17 protein-coding genes are annotated in these 18,528 nt (G+C 54.1%); 16 read left to right on the top strand and 1 reads right to left on the bottom strand.

Going from position 1 to position 18,528, the window contains the following annotated elements:
* The first annotated feature begins 632 nt into the window (after positions 1-632).
* The 13 genes from flhD to cheZ all read left to right on the top strand — a co-directional run bounded on the left by flhD (position 633) and on the right by cheZ (position 14,825).
* A complete protein-coding gene (gene flhD / locus AC6I8L_RS08110) occupies positions 633-983 on the top strand; it encodes a flagellar transcriptional regulator FlhD (RefSeq protein ID WP_034821852.1) in 351 nt (116 codons plus the stop codon).
* Positions 983-1,561, top strand: a complete 579-nt coding sequence (gene flhC, locus AC6I8L_RS08115) for a flagellar transcriptional regulator FlhC (protein WP_034821849.1) — start codon at positions 983-985, stop codon at positions 1,559-1,561. The genes flhD and flhC overlap by 1 nt, the downstream gene beginning before the upstream one ends.
* A gap of 131 nt (positions 1,562-1,692) precedes the next feature.
* Positions 1,693-2,580 carry a flagellar motor stator protein MotA gene (gene motA / locus AC6I8L_RS08120; RefSeq protein ID WP_034821846.1) on the top strand — a complete coding sequence of 296 codons (888 nt, stop codon included), beginning with the start codon at positions 1,693-1,695 and terminating at the stop codon, positions 2,578-2,580.
* Entirely contained in the window at positions 2,577-3,608 is a 1,032-nt protein-coding gene (gene motB / locus AC6I8L_RS08125; protein ID WP_034821843.1) for a flagellar motor protein MotB, read from the top strand. Before motA ends, motB begins: the two co-directional genes overlap by 4 nt.
* A gap of 10 nt (positions 3,609-3,618) precedes the next feature.
* Positions 3,619-5,601, top strand: a complete 1,983-nt coding sequence (gene cheA / locus AC6I8L_RS08130) for a chemotaxis protein CheA (RefSeq protein ID WP_201785664.1) — start codon at positions 3,619-3,621, stop codon at positions 5,599-5,601.
* A 22-nt stretch (positions 5,602-5,623) separates the two neighbouring features.
* On the top strand, positions 5,624-6,121 hold the full coding sequence (gene cheW / locus AC6I8L_RS08135; protein WP_034821837.1) for a chemotaxis protein CheW: 498 nt from the start codon (positions 5,624-5,626) through the stop codon (positions 6,119-6,121).
* Between the two features lie 170 nt (positions 6,122-6,291).
* On the top strand, positions 6,292-7,968 hold the full coding sequence (locus AC6I8L_RS08140) for a methyl-accepting chemotaxis protein (RefSeq protein ID WP_058959709.1): 1,677 nt from the start codon (positions 6,292-6,294) through the stop codon (positions 7,966-7,968).
* Between the two features lie 249 nt (positions 7,969-8,217).
* Positions 8,218-9,888, top strand: coding sequence for a methyl-accepting chemotaxis protein (locus tag AC6I8L_RS08145; protein ID WP_058959710.1), 1,671 nt, complete (start codon positions 8,218-8,220; stop codon positions 9,886-9,888).
* A gap of 165 nt (positions 9,889-10,053) precedes the next feature.
* A complete protein-coding gene (locus AC6I8L_RS08150; protein ID WP_058959711.1) occupies positions 10,054-11,733 on the top strand; it encodes a methyl-accepting chemotaxis protein in 1,680 nt (559 codons plus the stop codon).
* Positions 11,734-11,823: 90 nt separating this feature from the next.
* Positions 11,824-12,699, top strand: coding sequence for a protein-glutamate O-methyltransferase CheR (cheR, locus tag AC6I8L_RS08155; RefSeq protein WP_034821825.1), 876 nt, complete (start codon positions 11,824-11,826; stop codon positions 12,697-12,699).
* Positions 12,696-13,745 (top strand): protein-glutamate methylesterase/protein-glutamine glutaminase, encoded by a 1,050-nt coding sequence (locus AC6I8L_RS08160; RefSeq protein ID WP_058959712.1) that lies wholly within the window; start codon positions 12,696-12,698, stop codon positions 13,743-13,745. The genes cheR and AC6I8L_RS08160 overlap by 4 nt, the downstream gene beginning before the upstream one ends.
* A gap of 39 nt (positions 13,746-13,784) precedes the next feature.
* Entirely contained in the window at positions 13,785-14,174 is a 390-nt protein-coding gene (gene cheY / locus AC6I8L_RS08165) for a chemotaxis response regulator CheY (RefSeq protein ID WP_058959713.1), read from the top strand.
* Positions 14,175-14,183: 9 nt separating this feature from the next.
* Positions 14,184-14,825: a protein phosphatase CheZ gene (cheZ, locus tag AC6I8L_RS08170; protein WP_058959714.1), complete on the top strand. Its 642-nt coding sequence runs from the start codon at positions 14,184-14,186 to the stop codon at positions 14,823-14,825.
* A 47-nt stretch (positions 14,826-14,872) separates the two neighbouring features.
* Here the strand turns inward: cheZ and AC6I8L_RS08175 are convergent, their stop codons facing one another.
* Positions 14,873-15,694: a DeoR/GlpR family DNA-binding transcription regulator gene (locus tag AC6I8L_RS08175; RefSeq protein WP_058959715.1), complete on the bottom strand. Its 822-nt coding sequence runs from the start codon at positions 15,692-15,694 to the stop codon at positions 14,873-14,875.
* Positions 15,695-16,070: 376 nt separating this feature from the next.
* Between AC6I8L_RS08175 and AC6I8L_RS08180 the strand changes: the two genes are divergently transcribed.
* The 3 genes from AC6I8L_RS08180 (at position 16,071) to AC6I8L_RS08190 (ending at position 18,525) form a co-directional block, all read left to right on the top strand.
* On the top strand, positions 16,071-16,868 hold the full coding sequence (locus AC6I8L_RS08180; protein ID WP_058959716.1) for a GolD/DthD family dehydrogenase: 798 nt from the start codon (positions 16,071-16,073) through the stop codon (positions 16,866-16,868).
* A 65-nt stretch (positions 16,869-16,933) separates the two neighbouring features.
* Positions 16,934-17,869, top strand: coding sequence for a D-ribose ABC transporter substrate-binding protein (locus tag AC6I8L_RS08185; protein WP_058959717.1), 936 nt, complete (start codon positions 16,934-16,936; stop codon positions 17,867-17,869).
* A 44-nt stretch (positions 17,870-17,913) separates the two neighbouring features.
* Positions 17,914-18,525 (top strand): DUF2291 family protein, encoded by a 612-nt coding sequence (locus tag AC6I8L_RS08190; RefSeq protein ID WP_058959718.1) that lies wholly within the window; start codon positions 17,914-17,916, stop codon positions 18,523-18,525.
* Positions 18,526-18,528 lie beyond the last annotated feature (3 nt).

The following is an 18,528-nucleotide window of genomic DNA, read 5'->3' on the forward strand; positions in this document are numbered from 1 at the left end:
CTTCACGCTTATCTATCATCATGGTGGTAGTGCATTTCAGCAATATTCCCTGTAAGTGATTAATTTAGAAGCAAATAGTTTTTACCAAAATCAGCATATTATGCTGCCTTTATGGTTTTAAGTGGCTTCATGTCTCCATTTAAAACCAACTAAACAGATAAAAGATCGCGTTGTCATGACAATCGACCACACAGGCTAAAAAGGGGCTTTTTAGAGTGAAATATTAGCGAAACAATTCAAATTCGCTCAAAAAACGTACAACAGAAAAGCAATTCTGAAGCTTCCAGGAAAAAATTTGCCTTAAAAGTGTGACGTAGATCACACTTTATCTAAAATTTCGCACCACTCACGTTGTATGTAGAAATCAGACGATATAGATTTGCGTTGTTTTCGGATTAGTCTTAAAAAACTGTAAGCAGACGTCACGGAAGATGGTTACAACTCAAGAAAAGATTGGCCTGGAGTTTTGACTACTACTGATCAGTGTCCCGGCGGGAAGTGAAACAGTTCAGTACACGTTGGCTTTGCCTGATTATTTTTTGCCATCTTTAGATTTACCAACCAGCAACCCGAACCATAGAACTTTTAATTCTGTGGCCGTATATGTGTCGCGTCTATCAGGATGGAAAAAAATGGGTACATCAGAATTACTAAAACATATATATGACATCAATCTGTCATATTTGCTTCTTGCTCAGCGTTTAATTAACCAGGAAAAAGCTTCAGCAATGTTTCGTTTAGGCATCGATGAATCGATGGCAGATGCATTGTCGCAATTAACCTTGCCTGAGATGGTAAAATTAGCGGAAACCAATCAACTGGTTTGCCAGTTCCGTTTTACCGATCACAACCATATTAATCGTTTGACTCAAGAATCACGCGTGGATGACCTGCAGCAAATCCACACCGGCATTTTATTATCCAGCCGTTTACTGCGGAACGCGTCAAAAGATGATGCTTCTGCGAAGAAGAGGGCGGTTTAATGACCGAGAAAAGTATTGTTCAGGAAGCGCGCGATATTCAGCTGGCCATGGAGCTGATTACGTTGGGCGCACGACTGCAAATGCTGGAAAGCGAAACCCAGCTGAGCCGTGGTCGCCTGATTAAACTGTATAAAGAGCTGCGTGGTGCACCACCACCGAAAGGCATGCTGCCATTCTCAACCGATTGGTTCATGACCTGGGAACAAAATATTCACTCATCGATGTTCTGTAATGCCTGGCAGTTCCTGTTGAAAACCGGGCTGAGCAATGGTGTTGAAGCGGTCATCAAAGCGTATCGCTTGTATCTTGAGCAGTGTCCGCAATCGGACGAGGGCCCGCTGTTGGCGCTGACGCGTGCATGGACCCTGGTGCGATTCGTTGAAAGCGGCATGCTGGAATTGTCTGACTGTAAATGCTGTGGCGGGAGCTTTATTAATCACGCTCATCAGCCTGTTGGCAGCTTTGTTTGCAGCCTGTGCCAGCCGCCATCACGTGCCGTAAAAAGACGTAAACTTTCTGCAGATTCTGCCGATACCTTTCCACAACTGCTGGATGAACAGGTTAAACGCGCCGTTTAAGTTTGTTCGCATCGTGGAAAACATCCAGCAGCGGCTTAGTCCGCTGCTTTTTTTTGCCCACGATTTACGAATAACACCTGCGGCTCTCTGGCTTAACTTCTACCAACACGTTACGGACGTAAGGATTTTTTGTGCTGATTATTCTGGGTTATATCGTGGTCGTCGGCTCCGTGTTGGGCGGCTATATGATGGTCGGTGGCCATCTGGGGGCGCTTTATCAACCTGCCGAGCTGATTATTATCGGCGGTGCCGGTATTGGTGCCTTTTTAGTGGGCAACAATGGCAAGTCGATCAAGAAAACATTAAAAGCCTTGCCAATGTTAATGCGCGGCTCGAAATATAACAAAGCTGTATACATGGATTTAATGGCACTGCTGTATCGCCTGATGGCGAAATCACGTCAGCAAGGCATGCTTTCATTAGAACGTGACATTGAAGATCCCAGCCAGAGCGAAATTTTTGCTAACTATCCGCGTATTTTGTCCGATAAACAGTTGGTGGATTTTATTACCGACTATTTGCGATTGATGGTGAGCGGAAATATGAATGCGTTTGAAATTGAAGCGCTGATGGACGAAGAGATCGAGACCTACGAGCACGAGTGTGAAGTGCCGGCGCAAAGTATATCGGCCATGGGCGATGGCTTACCTGCCTTCGGTATCGTAGCGGCGGTGATGGGCGTGGTACATGCACTGGCCTCAGCCGATCGCCCGGCAGCAGAGTTGGGCGCGCTGGTCGCACACGCCATGGTGGGAACCTTCCTTGGTATCTTGCTGGCTTATGGCTTTATCTCGCCGCTGGCGTCAGTGCTGCGTCAGAAGTGTGCTGAAACCACCAAAATGATGCAGTGCGTCAAGGTGACCTTGCTCTCCAGTCTGAATGGTTACGCACCGCAGATCGCCGTGGAGTTTGGGCGTAAAACCCTGTATTCCGCTGAGCGTCCGTCGTTCTCCGAGCTGGAAGAACATGTGCGTAACGCGAAAAATCCTGCGAAACAAACCTCGGATCAGAACTCATGAAGGCAGGCAATCGCCCCATTGTGCTGGTTAAAAAGCGCAAACATAAAGGTCATCATGGCAGTCACGGCTCGTGGAAGATTGCCTATGCCGACTTTATGACGGCGATGATGGCGTTCTTTATGGTGATGTGGCTGCTCTCAATTTCCAGCCCGAAAGAGTTGATTCAGATTGCAGAATACTTTCGTACACCGCTGAAAGTCGCGCTGACCGGTGGCCAGCGCAGCAGCGACAGCGAAAGCCCGATCCCCGGTGGCGGTGACGATCCAACACGTAAAGACGGCGAAGTGAAGAAAGTGGTCGATATGGATGCGCAGAAGAAAAAGCTGGAGGAGATTCGTCTGAATCGTCTGCGCGAAAAGCTGGACCAGTTGATTGAAGCCGATCCGCGTCTGAAAGCACTGCGTCCGCATCTAATCATCAACATGGTGGAAGAGGGGCTGCGCATTCAGATTATTGATAGCCAGAACCGCCCAATGTTCAAAACCGGTAGCGCAGAAGTGGAGCCGTACATGCGTGACATCCTGCGCGCCATTGCGCCGGTTCTGAATGATATTCCGAACAAAATCAGCCTGGCTGGCCATACGGATGACTTCCAGTATGCGACGGGCGATCGCGGCTACAGTAACTGGGAACTCTCAGCCGACCGTGCCAATGCCTCACGCCGTGAACTGGTGATTGGCGGGCTGGATGGGGGCAAAATGCTGCGCGTGGTGGGCATGGCTGACACCATGAAGTTAAAGAATCGTGGTTCGAACGATGCTGTAAACCGTCGTATCAGTCTGTTGGTGTTGAACCATGACACCCAGGCTGCGATAGAGAAAGAGAACTCTGAGAGCGATGCCGCGCAGATAACTGACCCGGCACAAATTATTCCCGACATTACCGCACCGACCGGTCCCGCTGCATCTGCTGCACCCGCAAGTTCTACCGCTACTCCGGCTTCGCCGGCCAGTGCGGTGGCGCCTGCACCAGCAGCGCAGCCAGCGGCAGGCGCGGTGACACCAGACCAACCCTCACAGCCGAGGTGATCCCGTGAGCATGGACATCAGCGATTTTTACCAGACGTTTTTCGATGAAGCCGATGAGCTGTTAGCGGATATGGAGCAACACCTGTTGGGATTGGATCCCCAGGAGCCCGATTCCGAGCAGTTGAATGCCATCTTCCGCGCCGCCCACTCCATTAAGGGCGGAGCCGGTACGTTTGGCTTTACGGTTTTACAGGAAACCACCCACATCCTGGAAAACATTCTGGATGGTGCGCGCCGCGGCGAAATGCAGCTTAGCACCGACATCATCAACCTGTTTTTGGAAACCAAAGATATTATGCAAGAACAGCTCGATGCCTATAAAACGGCGCAGGAACCCAACGCAGAAAACTTCAAATATATCTGCGAAGCACTGCGTCAGCTGGCGCTGGAAGCCAAAGGAATCGCACCCGAGCCGGCGAAAGTGGCTGACGTGGTAGAGATCGCCGCCGCCCCAGCATCAGCAGCGGGTTTACGCCTGCAACTAATCGATTTGAAAGAGAAAGAGCCGGAACTGATGCTGGAGGAGCTGGGTAATCTCGGCACTGTTTCCAACGTGGTGAAAGGCACCAATTCGCTGGAAGTGACCATTGATGGCGTTGGTAAAGACGACATCGTTGCGGTGCTCTGTTTTGTGATTGATGAAGCGCAGATTCACTTCCCGGAAGGCGCGGCCGCCGTCGCAGCAGCACCTGCCGAAGCCGTTACAGTGGAAGCCCCTGCACCGGTGCAAACTGCCACCGTAACCGACATCACCCCACCAGCCAAACGTGAAGCGAAACGTGCGGCAGCGCCGACCAAAACCAGCGAATCCAGCAGTATTCGTGTTGCGGTTGAGAAGGTGGATCAGCTGATCAACCTGGTCGGCGAATTGGTGATTACCCAGTCGATGCTGGCACAACGTTCTGGCGAACTGGATCCTGTGGCTCACGGCGACCTGCTGAACAGCATGGGCCAGCTGGAGCGTAACGCGCGTGACCTGCAAGAGTCGGTGATGTCGATTCGTATGATGCCGATGGAGTATGTGTTTAGCCGCTTCCCACGTCTGGTGCGCGATTTGGCCAGCAAGCTGGGCAAAGAAGTGGAGCTGACGCTGCTGGGTAGCTCTACTGAACTGGATAAGAGCCTGATCGAGCGCATTATCGATCCGTTAACGCACCTGGTGCGTAACAGCCTTGACCACGGTATCGAAACGCCAGAGAAGCGTCTGGCATCGAGCAAAACAGCGGTGGGCAATCTGACGCTGTCAGCGGAACATCAGGGCGGCAATATCTGCATCGAAGTGATCGATGACGGTGCCGGTCTGAATCGTGAACGTATTCTGGCGAAAGCCCTGTCCTCTGGCCTGCCGGTCAGCGACAGCATGAGCGATGAAGAAGTCGGCATGCTGATCTTCGCACCGGGCTTCTCAACGGCGGAGCAGGTCACTGACGTGTCCGGCCGTGGTGTGGGCATGGACGTGGTAAAACGAAACATTCAGGAGATGGGCGGTCACGTCGAAATCTCCTCGAAGCAGGGCAAAGGCACCACTATTCGCATCCTGCTGCCACTGACGCTGGCCATTCTTGATGGCATGTCAGTGCGCGTGGCGGATGAAGTGTTCATTCTGCCGCTGAACGCGGTGATGGAATCCCTGCAGCCGACCGCTGAAGAGCTGAAACCGCTGGCCGGTGGCGAGCGCGTGCTGGAAGTGCGTGGTGAATACCTGCCGCTGGTGGAACTGTGGAATGTGTTTGATGTGCAGAATGCCAAAACCGATGCGACCCAGGGCATCGTGGTGATTCTGCAGAGCGCAGGCCGTCGTTATGCACTGCTGGTGGATCAGCTGATTGGCCAGCATCAGGTGGTGGTGAAGAACCTGGAAAGCAACTACCGCAAAGTGCCGGGCATTTCTGCCGCCACCATCCTCGGCGATGGTAGTGTGGCGCTGATTGTGGATGTCTCTGCACTGCAATCGTTGAACCGTGAAAAGCGTGTGGCCGGTGCCGCAGCGTAATAGATAAATAAAGGGCAAAAAAATGACTGACATGGCAACCGTGACCAAAATCGCTGGCGAAACCGTGGGCCAGGAATTCTTAGTTTTCACCCTGGGTGACGAAGAGTACGGCATCGACATTCTTAAAGTGCAGGAGATTCGGGGTTACGATCAGGTAACGCGTATCGCCAACACCCCAGAATTCATCAAGGGTGTGACGAACCTGCGTGGCGTGATTGTGCCGATCATCGACCTGCGCGTGAAGTTCGCGCAGCAGGATGTGGAGTACAACGAAAACACCGTGGTGATCGTGCTGAATCTTGAGCACCGCGTCGTGGGTATCGTGGTGGATGGCGTGTCTGACGTGCTGTCTCTGATGCAGGAACAGATTCGTCCGGCACCAGAATTTGCGGTCACCATGTCCACCGAGTACCTGACCGGCCTCGGCGCACTGGGCGAACGTATGCTGATTCTGGTCGACATCGAGAAGCTGCTGAGCAGCGAAGAGATGGCGCTGGTGGATACGCTGCGTAGCGCGTAATCATCGACAATCACGGGCTGGCAGCATCGGCCCGTGATAATTCCGCTCTGAAATAATTCCTATAAAAATCAGATAATAACAATATTTATTCACACAACTTTCATTAAACTCCCTGCCTCGCCCGCCGATAAATATTGCGTTCCATTTACTTACTTTTCCCAGGGCTATCTATGTTAAAAAAAATTCGCGTCGTCACCAGTCTGCTGGTGGTGCTACTGATGTTTGGCCTGCTGCAGGTCATATCCGGATCCATATTCCTCAAAGCCTTAAACGACGACAAATCCAGCTTCAATGTGTCGCAGTTAGCGAGCCAAAACCTTTCGGCGCTGAATGATGCTTACATGAGCCTCAACCAGAGCCGTGTAGTACTGACGCGCATCCAGTTGCGTATCGCCACCAGTAAACTGGCCAACAAAGAGCCGGATATTGAGGGGCTGTTCAACGACAGCAAACAGTTCCAGCAAAAAGCAGCGGATAATTTCAAACTCTATAAAGCGATTCCGGATACACCGGGACAAAATAAGGAACTCACAGGTCAACTGGATGAGGGCTATACCGCTTACGCCACGGCATTAAGCCAGATGCAGGATGCGCTTCTCGCCAACGATTTATCGAAAGCGGGCAGCGTGCCAGTAGCACCGAGCCAAAGTAACTTCCTGAAAACTTACACCGACTGGCGTGCGGATGTGGCGAAACTGGCAGCACAAGGCCAGGAAAAAAATGCCGATGCCTTCAGCCGCATGAGCTGGATTCTGGGCGCTATCATGGTGATGGTATTAGTGGTGATTGGACTGTGCTGGGTGAACCTGCGTCGCATCCTGATTAATCCATTGAACACTAACATTGCCCACATTCAGTCGATCGCGCAGGGTGACCTGACCCAGAGTATTAGCGTTGAAGGCCGCAATGAGATGAGCCAACTGGCGAACAGCCTGCATGACATGCAGCAGTCGCTGGTGCGTACTGTCAGTCACGTGCGTGACGGATCTGATGCCATCTTCACCGGCGCGAGTGAAATCTCGGCAGGTAACAACGATCTCTCCGCTCGTACGGAAGAGCAGGCTGCCTCGCTGGAACAGACCGCAGCCAGCATGGAACAGCTGACCGCCACAGTGAAACAGAACGCCGAAAACGCCCGCCAGGCGTCACAGCTGGCGTTGAGTGCCTCTGAAACCGCACAGAAGGGCGGCAACGTGGTGGAAGGCGTCGTACGCACCATGAGCGATATCGCCGGGAGTTCAAAGAAGATCGCTGATATCACTAGCGTGATTGACGGTATCGCCTTCCAGACCAACATCCTTGCGCTGAATGCAGCGGTGGAAGCGGCGCGTGCTGGCGAGCAGGGGCGTGGCTTTGCGGTGGTGGCAGGTGAAGTTCGCAACCTGGCACAGCGCAGCGCCCAGGCGGCGAAAGAGATTAAGGGTCTGATTGAAGATTCTGTCAATCGCGTCAACAGCGGTTCGCAGCTGGTGGGCACCGCCGGTGAAACCATGAGTGAGATCGTCAATGCGGTCACCCGTGTGACCGATATTATGGGCGAAATCGCCTCAGCGTCTGATGAACAGAGTCGCGGTATCGACCAGGTCGGTCAGGCAGTGACGGAAATGGACCGCGTGACCCAGCAGAACGCCTCGCTGGTGGAAGAGTCTGCTGCGGCAGCGGCTTCGCTGGAAGAGCAGGCCAGCCGCCTGAGCCAGTCGGTGGCGGTATTTCGGGTGCCACGCGCAGTACAGCCTGGCATGGCCAGTGCCGAAGTGCGCCATCCGCAGATCGCGCCGCCGGTGTTGAGTGCACCACGTAAAGCTGTGACTTCACCAGTCAGCGACAGTAACTGGGAAACGTTTTAATCGCTTGCAGTGGTGTGCGCTGGCGCACCCACTGCCGCAATATCCTTTTATTCCAATAGTATCAATGCGCTTTTATCGTTTACCCGATAAAGGCGCATTTTTTTTAATGACAATTTCTTTAGTTATAAAACTCTGTAAAGAAAGTTATTGGCAGAATTATATTTCGTAAAATCCGTTAAAGCCCCTCAAAATTTAACAACTGCGGTCGATAACAGCGGGAGCCGAAATGCCTCACTCTTTGGAGAACTCATGTTAAAACGAATCAATGTTGTCACCAGCCTGATCGCAGTCTTGCTGGTCTTTGGTGCTTTGCAGTTAATTTCCGGCGGATTGTTCTGGTCTGCCTTACAAAAAGATAAAGAAGCTTTTGCCGTGGCACAGACGTCGACCAACAACGTCGGCGCGATGTCCGATGCCTGGATCGAACTCAACCAGACCCGTACCGTGTTAAACCGCGCGATGCTGCGCATGCAGGGCAGTATGGCGGCACAGTCCAACGGCGGCCAGCTTCAGGCGCTGATTGCACAGACTGAAAAGCAGCTGGATGTGGCTGCCGGGCACTACCAGCGTTACTACGATCTGCCGGGTACGCCAGGCTTGCCGGACGCACTGCGCGATCGCCTGGAAACGGACTACGCCGCCTTCAACGATGGCCTGAAAGCGATGCTGGAACGTTTAAAAGCCAACGATCTGCAAGGCATGTTTGCGCAGAACATTGAAGCCAAACAGGTGAAGATGAAGGCCACCTATGCTGAGTGGCGCACGGCGCAAAGCACACTGGCGGCGGAAGGCGTGGCGCAAAATCAGCAAGCGTTCCATATGATGATGTGGCTGCTGGCAGTGGTGGCGCTGGTGGTGGTGTTCGTAATTGTCGGCTGCTGGTTTGGCCTGCGTGCGGTACTGATCCAGCCATTGCATCAGCTGCTGGGCCATATCCGCCATATCGCATCTGGCGATCTGACGCAGCATATTGCCGTGGAAGGACGCAACGAGATGAGCCAACTGGCGGCCAGCCTTCATGAGATGCAGCAGTCGCTGGTGCGTACCGTCAGCAACGTGCGTGACGGCTCTGATGCTATCTTCACCGGCGCGAGCGAAATCTCGGCGGGCAACAACGATCTCTCCGCTCGTACTGAAGAGCAGGCGGCTTCGCTGGAACAGACGGCGGCCAGCATGGAGCAACTGACGGCTACCGTGAAGCAGAATGCCGAGAACGCCCGTCAGGCATCTCAGCTGGCGCTCAGTGCTTCTGATACCGCACGCAAAGGCGGTGAGGTGGTGGATGGCGTCGTGCGTACCATGAGTGATATCGCCGGCAGTTCGAAGAAAATCGCCGACATCATCAGCGTGATTGATGGCATTGCCTTCCAGACCAATATTCTGGCACTGAACGCGGCAGTCGAAGCCGCTCGCGCGGGTGAGCAGGGTCGCGGCTTTGCAGTAGTCGCCGGTGAAGTGCGTAATCTGGCGCAGCGCAGTGCGCAGGCGGCGAAAGAGATTAAAGGTTTAATTGAGGATTCGGTGAATCGTGTTAACAGCGGTTCGCAGCTGGTCGGCACCGCCGGTGAAACCATGAATGATATCGTCGGTGCGGTGACGCGCGTGACCGATATCATGGGCGAAATTGCTTCAGCATCTGATGAGCAGAGTCGCGGTATTGATCAGGTCGGCCAGGCGGTCACTGAGATGGATCGCGTGACGCAGCAGAATGCGTCGCTGGTGGAAGAATCCGCCGCTGCTGCGGCATCGCTGGAAGAGCAGGCCAGTCGTTTGAGCCAGTCAGTGGCGGTGTTCCGCGTGCCGCGTGCTTCACAGGCCACTGCCGCAGTGCGTCAGCCACAGAGCGCGCAGCCAATGCTGAGTGCACCACGCAAAGCCGTGACGGCGCCCGTCAGTGACAGCAACTGGGAGACATTTTAAACGTTTTTAACCGGGCGCACGCAGGTGCGCCCGTTCACCTGTCGGCACACTTTAATTTATCCCTGATCCTCCTTAATTCCCGCTGGTCCAACCCGTTGCAGACAACATAAAGATCCCTCTGTGAACGCCGATAACAGGAGCGATCCGCCAACCAATGAGGTGTTTATGTTTAGTCGTATTCGTGTCGTTTCCGGGCTGTTATGTGTGCTGGCACTGTTTGCCTTGCTGCAGCTGTTTTCCGGAGGGATGTTTTTTACCACGGTGAAAGCCGATAAAGAGAATTTTGCCTATAACCAGCGTCTCAGTACGCTGCAACGGGCGATGGGCACCTCTTGGGTATCGTTGGTTCAGGCGCGTAACACGCTGAACCGTGCAGGGATCCGCTATTTGCTGGACAGCCAGCAAGCTGGCTCAGGCGCAACCGTGAAAGATTTGGTCGCGCTGGCAAGTGAGGAGTTGAAAACCGCTGACCAGGCTTTTGCCGAGTTCAACGCGAATTTGTCTGAGAAGGGCAAAAGTGCGGAGAACGTCAAGACGCTGCAGGCCAACTACAACGCCTTCCGTGGTGGACTGGCCGAGCTGATTGATTTCCTGGGTAACGGGAACTTCAAAGGCTTTGTCGATCAACCAACGCAGGGTATGCAGGATAAATTCGAGAAGGATTACACCGCATGGCTGAACTACAACATCGTGCTGGCAAAGCAGGGTATTGATGCCAACGAAAGCGCCTATCAGCACTCCATCATGCTGGTGATCGGTACTTTGCTGGTGACCCTGCTGGTGATTGCACTGGTGTGGAGCGGCATGCGCAACGTGCTGATTCGTCCGTTGAAACAGAGCATCGACCATATCCGTCACATCGCGCGTGGCGATTTGACGCAGCAGATTGATGTCAGTATGCGCAACGAGATGGGTGAATTACTCAGCTCACTGCAGCACATGCAGCAGGAGCTGGCGAATACCGTGCGTACCGTGCGTGATGGTTCAGACGCTATCTACACCGGTGCCAGCGAAATCGCCATGGGTAACAACGATCTCTCTTCACGTACTGAACAGCAGGCCGCTTCTCTGGAAGAGACGGCTGCCAGCATGGAGCAGTTGACCGCCACCGTGAAGCAGAACGCCGAAAACGCCCGTCAGGCTTCACAACTGGCGCTGACTGCCTCTGAAACCGCGCAGCACGGCGGCAAAGTGGTGGATGGCGTGGTCACCACCATGAAAGAGATCACCGGCAGCTCGAAGAAAATCGCGGACATCATCAGTGTGATCGATGGCATCGCGTTCCAGACCAACATTCTGGCACTCAACGCGGCGGTTGAAGCGGCACGTGCGGGTGAACAGGGCCGTGGCTTTGCGGTGGTGGCGGGTGAGGTGCGCAGTCTGGCACAGCGCAGCGCCCAGGCAGCGAAAGAGATCAAAGGTCTGATCGAAGACTCGGTGAGTCGCGTCAACACCGGTTCGGTGCTGGTGGAGAGCGCGGGCGAAACCATGACCAACATCGTCAACGCCGTCACTCGCGTCACCGACATCATGGGCGAAATCGCCTCGGCGTCGGATGAGCAGAGTCGCGGAATCGACCAGGTGGGTCTGGCCGTGAACGAGATGGACCGCGTGACACAGCAGAACGCCGCGCTGGTAGAAGAGTCAGCCACGGCGGCTGCCGCACTGGAAGATCAGGCCAGTCGACTGAAACAGTCGGTTGCGGTGTTCAATATTGGTAAAGAATTTGTCGCTCAGGCCGTTAACGTATCTACAGCGCCAAAAATGTTGCGTCCAGCCGCAGTCAAAGCGCTGGCTCAACCCGCAGGTGCACGTAGCGCGGACGATAACTGGGAAACCTTTTAATCCGTGTGGCCGCCGCAAGGCGGCCCAACTGGCAGCACAGCAGTAATCGCAGTATCACAATTTAATCAGTTTGTTGCCGGGTGACCTGACATGAAGAAATCGACGTTATTGGATCAAAGTGAAGCGACAACGCTGCTCTCGCAAATGGTGCAGCGACTGCCGCTCTCAGATACGCATTTTCGTCGTATCAGCCAGCTGATCTATCAACGCGCAGGCATCGTGCTGGCCGATCACAAGCGGGAGATGGTTTACAACCGCTTAGTGCGCCGTTTGCGCACGCTGAATATTGATGACTTTGGTCGTTATCTGGCGTTGCTGGAGCAAGACCAGAACAGTGCAGAGTGGCAGGCGTTTATTAACGCGTTGACCACCAACCTGACCTCATTCTTCCGCGAGGCGCACCATTTCCCGATCCTCGCGGATCATGCGCGTAAGCGCAGTGGCAGTTACAGCGTGTGGAGTACCGCCGCCTCAACCGGCGAAGAGCCGTACTCCATCGCCATGACGCTGGCGGAAACGCTGGGTACCGGACCGGGTAAGTTCCAGGTGCACGCCAGCGACATTGATACACAGGTACTGGAAAAAGCCGTGGCGGGGGTCTATCGCCAGGAAGAGCTGCGCACCTTATCGCAATCGCAGCTGCAACGCTTTTTCCTGCGTGGCACCGGGCCGCATGAAGGCATGGTGCGCGTCCGCTCCGATCTCGCCAGCATGGTGAACTATTCGCAGCTGAATTTACTGGCCAACGACTGGGCGTTGCCGGGTCCGTTCGACGCAATATTCTGTCGTAACGTGATGATCTATTTCGATAAAGAGACGCAGGAAAAAATCCTGCGCCGTTTCGTTCCCCTGCTGAAGCCCGGCGGTGTGCTGTTCGCTGGACACTCAGAGAACTTCAGCCAGATCAGTAAAGAGTTCTGGCTGCGTGGACAGACAGTCTATGGATTGACCAAGGAAAGACGATGAGCAAAATCACCGTGATGTGCGTAGATGACTCTGCGCTAATGCGACAGTTGATGACGGAGATCATCAACAGCCACGCCGATATGGAGATGGTCGCAACCGCGCCCGATCCGTTGGTGGCGCGGGATTTAATCAAGCAATACAACCCACAGGTGCTGACGCTGGACGTCGAGATGCCGCGTATGGATGGCCTCGACTTCCTGGAGAAGTTAATGCGCCTGCGGCCGATGCCAGTCGTGATGGTGTCATCGCTGACCGGTAAAGGATCGGAAGTGACATTACGCGCGCTGGAATTGGGCGCAGTGGATTTCGTCACTAAGCCGCAGTTGGGTATTCGCGAAGGCATGCTGGCGTACAGTCAAATGATCGCCGACAAAATTCGCGCAGCGGCGCGAGCCAAACTGCATGCGCGCCCGGCCACACCTGGCCCGGTGATGCTAAAAGCCGGCCCGCTGCTGAGTAGTGAGAAGCTGATTGCAATTGGCTCTTCCACCGGCGGCACCGAGGCGATTCGCCATGTATTGCAGCCGCTGCCCGCGACCAGCCCGGCGCTGCTGATCACGCAACATATGCCACCAGGCTTTACCCGCTCGTTTGCCGAGCGCCTGAACAAGCTGTGCCAGATCACCGTGAAAGAAGCGGAAGATGGCGAACGTATTTTACCCGGTCATGCCTATATCGCACCGGGCGCCATGCACATGGAGTTGGGCCGCAGCGGCGCCAACTACGTGGTGAAACTGAATGATGGCCCGCCGGTAAACCGTCACAAGCCGTCTGTTGACGTGCTGTTCCGGTCCGTGGCGGTGCACGCAGGACGAAATGCCGTGGGTGTCATCCTCACCGGGATGGGTAACGACGGTGCCGCCGGGATGCTGGAAATGCATCGCGCCGGTGCCTGGACCATCGCGCAGGATGAAGCCAGTTGCGTCGTCTTTGGTATGCCGCGCGAAGCGATTGCGATGGGCGGCACCAGTGAAGTAGTCGATTTAGGACACATCAGTCAGCACATGCTGGCAAAAATTAGCGCCGGACAGGCATTGCGAATTTAACGAGCCCGTCCTGCCGGACGAGACAACACAGGAGTAGATATGGCTGATAAAAACATGCGCTTTTTGGTGGTGGATGACTTCAATACGATGCGTCGTATCGTCCGCAACCTGCTGAAAGAGCTGGGATTCAACAACGTTGAAGAAGCAGAGGATGGTGTTGATGCACTGACCAAACTGCGTGCGGGTGGATTCGATTTCGTGGTATCCGACTGGAACATGCCCAACATGGACGGTCTGGAACTGCTGAAAACCATTCGTTCTGATGCAGCGTTGAGCAAGCTGCCCGTGCTAATGGTCACGGCAGAAGCGAAAAAAGAGAACATCATTGCAGCCGCCCAGGCCGGTGCCAGCGGTTATGTCGTGAAGCCGTTCACCGCAGCCACGCTGGAAGAAAAGCTGGGTAAAATTTTCGAAAAACTGGGTATGTAAGGAGATGTGATGAGCGACCTTCCGAAACCAACCGAAGAAGCCTCGGCACACGACATTATTACCCGTATCGGCTCGCTGACGCGTATGTTGCGCGACAGCCTGCGCGAATTGGGGTTAGACCAGGCGATTGCCGAAGCGGCGGAAGCCATTCCGGACGCGCGCGACCGTCTGGATTACGTGGTGCAGATGACGGCGCAAGCGGCAGAACGCGCACTCAACTGCGTTGAAGCCGCGCAGCCACACCAGGACCAAATGGAAGCCAACGCCAATAAGCTGAAAGGCCGTTGGGATGCGTGGTTTGAAAACCCGATTGAGCTGGCGGATGCACGCGAGTTGGTTTCGGATACGCGCGAATTTCTCAGTGATGTGCCGGCGCATACCTCGTACACCAACAAGCAGCTGCTCGAGATCATGATGGCGCAGGATTTCCAGGACCTTACCGGCCAGGTGATCAAGCGCATGATGGATGTGATCCAGGAGATCGAGCGTCAGTTGCTGATGGTGCTGCTGGAGAATATGCCTGAAGCCAACGCTGCCGCGCGTAAAGACGCCAGCAGCCTGTTGAATGGTCCGCAGATCCATGCCAATGCACCTGGCGTGGTGGCGAACCAGGATCAGGTGGATGACTTGCTGGATAGCTTAGGTTTCTAATCAGCATTGAAGGGGCGGCTGCGAGTGGGCCGCCCCTGAATTGATGCTCAAAACACCGCGCGTTTTTTTGCCTCTTCAATACCTGCCACCAACACCTGCACACCCAACGCTTCAAACGCCGCAATCTGCGCCGGGGTGATCCCGCGATCGGTAATCAAATAGTGGATTTTGCTCCAGTCACACGGCAGGGCAAACATCGACACCTTATCGATTTTGCTGGAGTCCGCCACCACAAATACCGTACTGGCGGAGTTGATCATCGCCATCTTCACTTTGATGTCGGTTTCGCTGGGGAAGCTTAAACCGAGGCGCGGCGAGATGCAGGCGGTGGCGAGAAACAGCTTTTCCGCCAGCACGTTTTCAAAGAATGAAGCCGCTTTCTCCCCGGAGGTCGATAGCGTCGGAAACTTAAAGGTGCCGCCTGTCAGCAGGATATTAATCCCCGGTTCGCCCCCCAGCTTCAGCGCAATATTCACTGCCGTGGTGATCACCGATAAACGGCGGATGTGGCTGATCGCCTCCGCAATGGCGGTGGTGGTGGTGCCAGAATCGAAAATCACCGTATCGCCGTTTTCGACATACTGCGCGGCCAGACGGCCAATCGCTTCTTTCTCATCAAGATGGGTTTGACGCTCAAGCAGCAGGGCGCCGGTATTCTGCTTGCCGGTCATCAGGGTGGCGCCGCCATGATAACGCTGCACATGCCCGGCTTTTTGCAGCATACGCAAATCGGTGCGGATGGTGGCTTCGGTCAGGCCAAAGGTATCGGTAAGCGCTTTAACCGTGACTGTGCCGTCTTCGCGGATCATCTCCAGGATCTTCTCACGACGCTGCTGCATATCAGCCAGCTGCTCAGTTTTGCTTTTCAATCGAAATGCTCCCTCTTTCCAATCACGGTCTGGTTTTAACCATAAGAAAACCCGTGATGATTTTACTCTGCGTGTTGGGGATTTGCGAGGCGGCTCGCACAAAGATGCATTTTCGAATGAAAATAAGATAAAGCCATGCATTTGATTTCACATACACCCGCCAGCTGTTATTTCTATATCAAAAAACCTGATTTTTTATTATTTGCTTTAAAAACAGCTGGATAAAAATAGTTTTCATCATTTGTATGAAATTTGATCTCACCCACAAACCATTGCGAAACGATAGCTTATATTTTTGTTCGAAAATCAATATTACAGCAAACCTATCCGGCCAGAGATAACCAGAGCCGCTGAACAGGCACACAGGAGAGAAGGGATGAGTGGGGAATACGATGTCAACCTGCGCTACGGCGTGAATACCGATCTGGATCTTACCGGCAAAGTGGCAGTGGTGACCGGTGGCCTGGGTGGGATTGCCATGGCCAGTAACGCCATGCTGTTAGAGAAAGGTGCACGGCTGGCCCTGCTTTACCCTCCATTCGAAAGCGATCGCGTGGCGGCTGTGCAGGAACAATTCTCTGCCGATCGTGTACTGCTGGTGTGCTGTGACGTGACCGATGCTGGCTCAGTCGAGACGGCGTTCGACCAGGTGGAACAGCACTACGGCCACATCGATATCCTGGTGAACTGTGCAGGTTATGTGATGTTACAGCCGGTACTGGAAACCGACTTTGCCGAGTGGCAGAAGCAGATCGCCGTCAATCTCACCGGTCCTTTTCTCTGCTCGCAAGCCGCGGGCAAACGCATGGTGCGCGCCGGGAATGGCGGCAAGATCATCAATATCGCCTCGCAAGCCGCTTCCATCGCCATTGATAACCACGTGGCTTATACCTCTGCCAAAGCTGGCCTGCTTGGAATGACTAAGGTGATGGCCAAAGAGTTCGCGCCACACCGTATCAACGTTAATACCTTGTCACCCACCGTGGTGCTGACGCCGATGGGCGAAAAAGCCTGGCGTGGTGAGAAGGGTGAACAGATGAAGAAACTGATCCCGTTAGGGCGTTTTGCTTACACCGATGAGATTGCCGCCGCCGTGCTGTTTTTCGCCAGCAACGGCAGCGACATGATCACCGGCGCAGATTTAATGATCGATGGCGGCTTCACCATCTGGTAATGCCGCGCCAGCACCAGTAAGGCCTCAACCCTGCAATAACAACAAAACAATGAGAGAGCACGAACATGAAAAAACGTACCCTGTTATTCACTGCCATTGCCAGTTGCCTGATCGCCCAATCCAGCTTCGCTGCCGACAAAGGCACCATCATGATTCTGGTGAACTCACTGGATAACCCCTATTACGCTTCCGAAGCCAAAGGCGCCAACCTGAAAGCGCAAGAGCTGGGCTATAAAACCAGCGTGCTGTCGCACGGTGAAGACGTTAAGAAGCAGAGCGAACTGATTGATGCCGCCATCGGTAAAAAAGTGCAGGGCATTGTGCTGGATAACGCCGACTCCACCGCCAGCGTCGCAGCAATCAAAAAAGCCAAAGATGCGGGGATCCCCGTGGTGCTGATCAACCGTGAGATTCCGGTCGACGATGTGGCGCTGGCGCAGATCACCCACAACAACTTCCAGGCGGGTTCTGATGTGGCCAACGTGTTTGTGGAGAAGATGGGTGAAAAGGGCAGCTATGCCGAATTGACCTGTAACCTCGCTGACAATAACTGCGTCACCCGCTCGAAATCCTTCCACCAGGTGCTGGATCAGTATCCGGATATGAAATCTGTCGCGCGTCAGGATGCGAAAGGCACCCTGATCGATGGCAAACGCATTATGGACAGCATTCTGCAGGCCCATCCCGATGTCAAAGGCGTGATCTGTGGTAACGGTCCGGTGGCGCTGGGCGCGATTGCGGCACTCAAAGCCGCAGGTCGCAACGATGTCACAGTGGTGGGCATCGATGGCAGCAATGACGAGCGTGATGCGGTAGAAAAAGGCGATCTGAAAGCTACGGTGATGTTGCAGGCGCAGGCTATTGCCGCGCAGGGTGTGACCGATCTCGACAACTTCATCCAGAAAGGGGTGAAGCCGGAGAAGCAGCGCGTGATGTTCCGCGGCATTTTAATCACCCCGGACAATGCTAAAGGTGTGCAGGACTTTAACTACAAGTCGTAATCAATAATCGGTGCGCCTGCTCAGCAGGCGCCCAGGAGAATGTGATGCACAAACGACTCTGGTTACTGCTTCCTATCGTGATCCTTAGCGGTTGCCGCATTGTGTCGCAGCAGGAGCTGGCCGACCTGAAAAATCCCCCCAATCCTAAAATGGCCAATATTGCTCAGACCTGGCAGCAGAAACTGGTACCGCAGATTCAGCACGATGCGAAGCCGGTGGCGGAACTGCTGAATGCGCTGAAGTCCGCCAAAGATTTTGACAGCGCCTGTCAAACCTATGGCTACCGCGCACAGGAAGAGAACCCCTGTGTCTTCAGCGTCAACGTCAGTGGTGAAGTTACGGCGGTCAATACCACTTCGCGCAATGGCCGTATGACGGTAAAAGACGTTTCCGGCGATAACGTGACGGTGCAGGTCGGTCCGATTTTCCCTGGCACGGTGCTGCGTGATGCCTATAAAGGGGCCAGCTATCAGGACTTCAACGATCAGGTGTTGTTTGGTGACTACAGCCGCGCCATTAATCAGCAGGCCGCCAATATGATGAGCGCCTTTAAGCCGAAAGTGGGTGATAAAGTGCAGCTGTCCGGCGTATTCAGCAGCTTCGATACCCCTGAGCAGGTGCCGAATGTCACACCTGCTGCCATCGTGCGGCAGTAAGGA

The organism is Type-E symbiont of Plautia stali (genome assembly GCF_059731115.1).

Coding starts and splice junctions, on each gene's coding strand:
- AC6I8L_RS08145 (WP_058959710.1), top strand. CDS start 8,218: ATGTTAAAACGAATCAATGTTGTCACCAGCCTGATCGCAGTCTTGCTG.
- motB (WP_034821843.1), top strand. CDS start 2,577: ATGAAGGCAGGCAATCGCCCCATTGTGCTGGTTAAAAAGCGCAAACAT.
- flhC (WP_034821849.1), top strand. CDS start 983: ATGACCGAGAAAAGTATTGTTCAGGAAGCGCGCGATATTCAGCTGGCC.
- cheR (WP_034821825.1), top strand. CDS start 11,824: ATGAAGAAATCGACGTTATTGGATCAAAGTGAAGCGACAACGCTGCTC.
- AC6I8L_RS08185 (WP_058959717.1), top strand. CDS start 16,934: ATGAAAAAACGTACCCTGTTATTCACTGCCATTGCCAGTTGCCTGATC.
- AC6I8L_RS08140 (WP_058959709.1), top strand. CDS start 6,292: ATGTTAAAAAAAATTCGCGTCGTCACCAGTCTGCTGGTGGTGCTACTG.
- flhD (WP_034821852.1), top strand. CDS start 633: ATGGGTACATCAGAATTACTAAAACATATATATGACATCAATCTGTCA.
- cheY (WP_058959713.1), top strand. CDS start 13,785: ATGGCTGATAAAAACATGCGCTTTTTGGTGGTGGATGACTTCAATACG.
- AC6I8L_RS08180 (WP_058959716.1), top strand. CDS start 16,071: ATGAGTGGGGAATACGATGTCAACCTGCGCTACGGCGTGAATACCGAT.
- cheZ (WP_058959714.1), top strand. CDS start 14,184: ATGAGCGACCTTCCGAAACCAACCGAAGAAGCCTCGGCACACGACATT.
- AC6I8L_RS08160 (WP_058959712.1), top strand. CDS start 12,696: ATGAGCAAAATCACCGTGATGTGCGTAGATGACTCTGCGCTAATGCGA.
- cheA (WP_201785664.1), top strand. CDS start 3,619: ATGGACATCAGCGATTTTTACCAGACGTTTTTCGATGAAGCCGATGAG.
- cheW (WP_034821837.1), top strand. CDS start 5,624: ATGACTGACATGGCAACCGTGACCAAAATCGCTGGCGAAACCGTGGGC.
- AC6I8L_RS08150 (WP_058959711.1), top strand. CDS start 10,054: ATGTTTAGTCGTATTCGTGTCGTTTCCGGGCTGTTATGTGTGCTGGCA.
- AC6I8L_RS08190 (WP_058959718.1), top strand. CDS start 17,914: ATGCACAAACGACTCTGGTTACTGCTTCCTATCGTGATCCTTAGCGGT.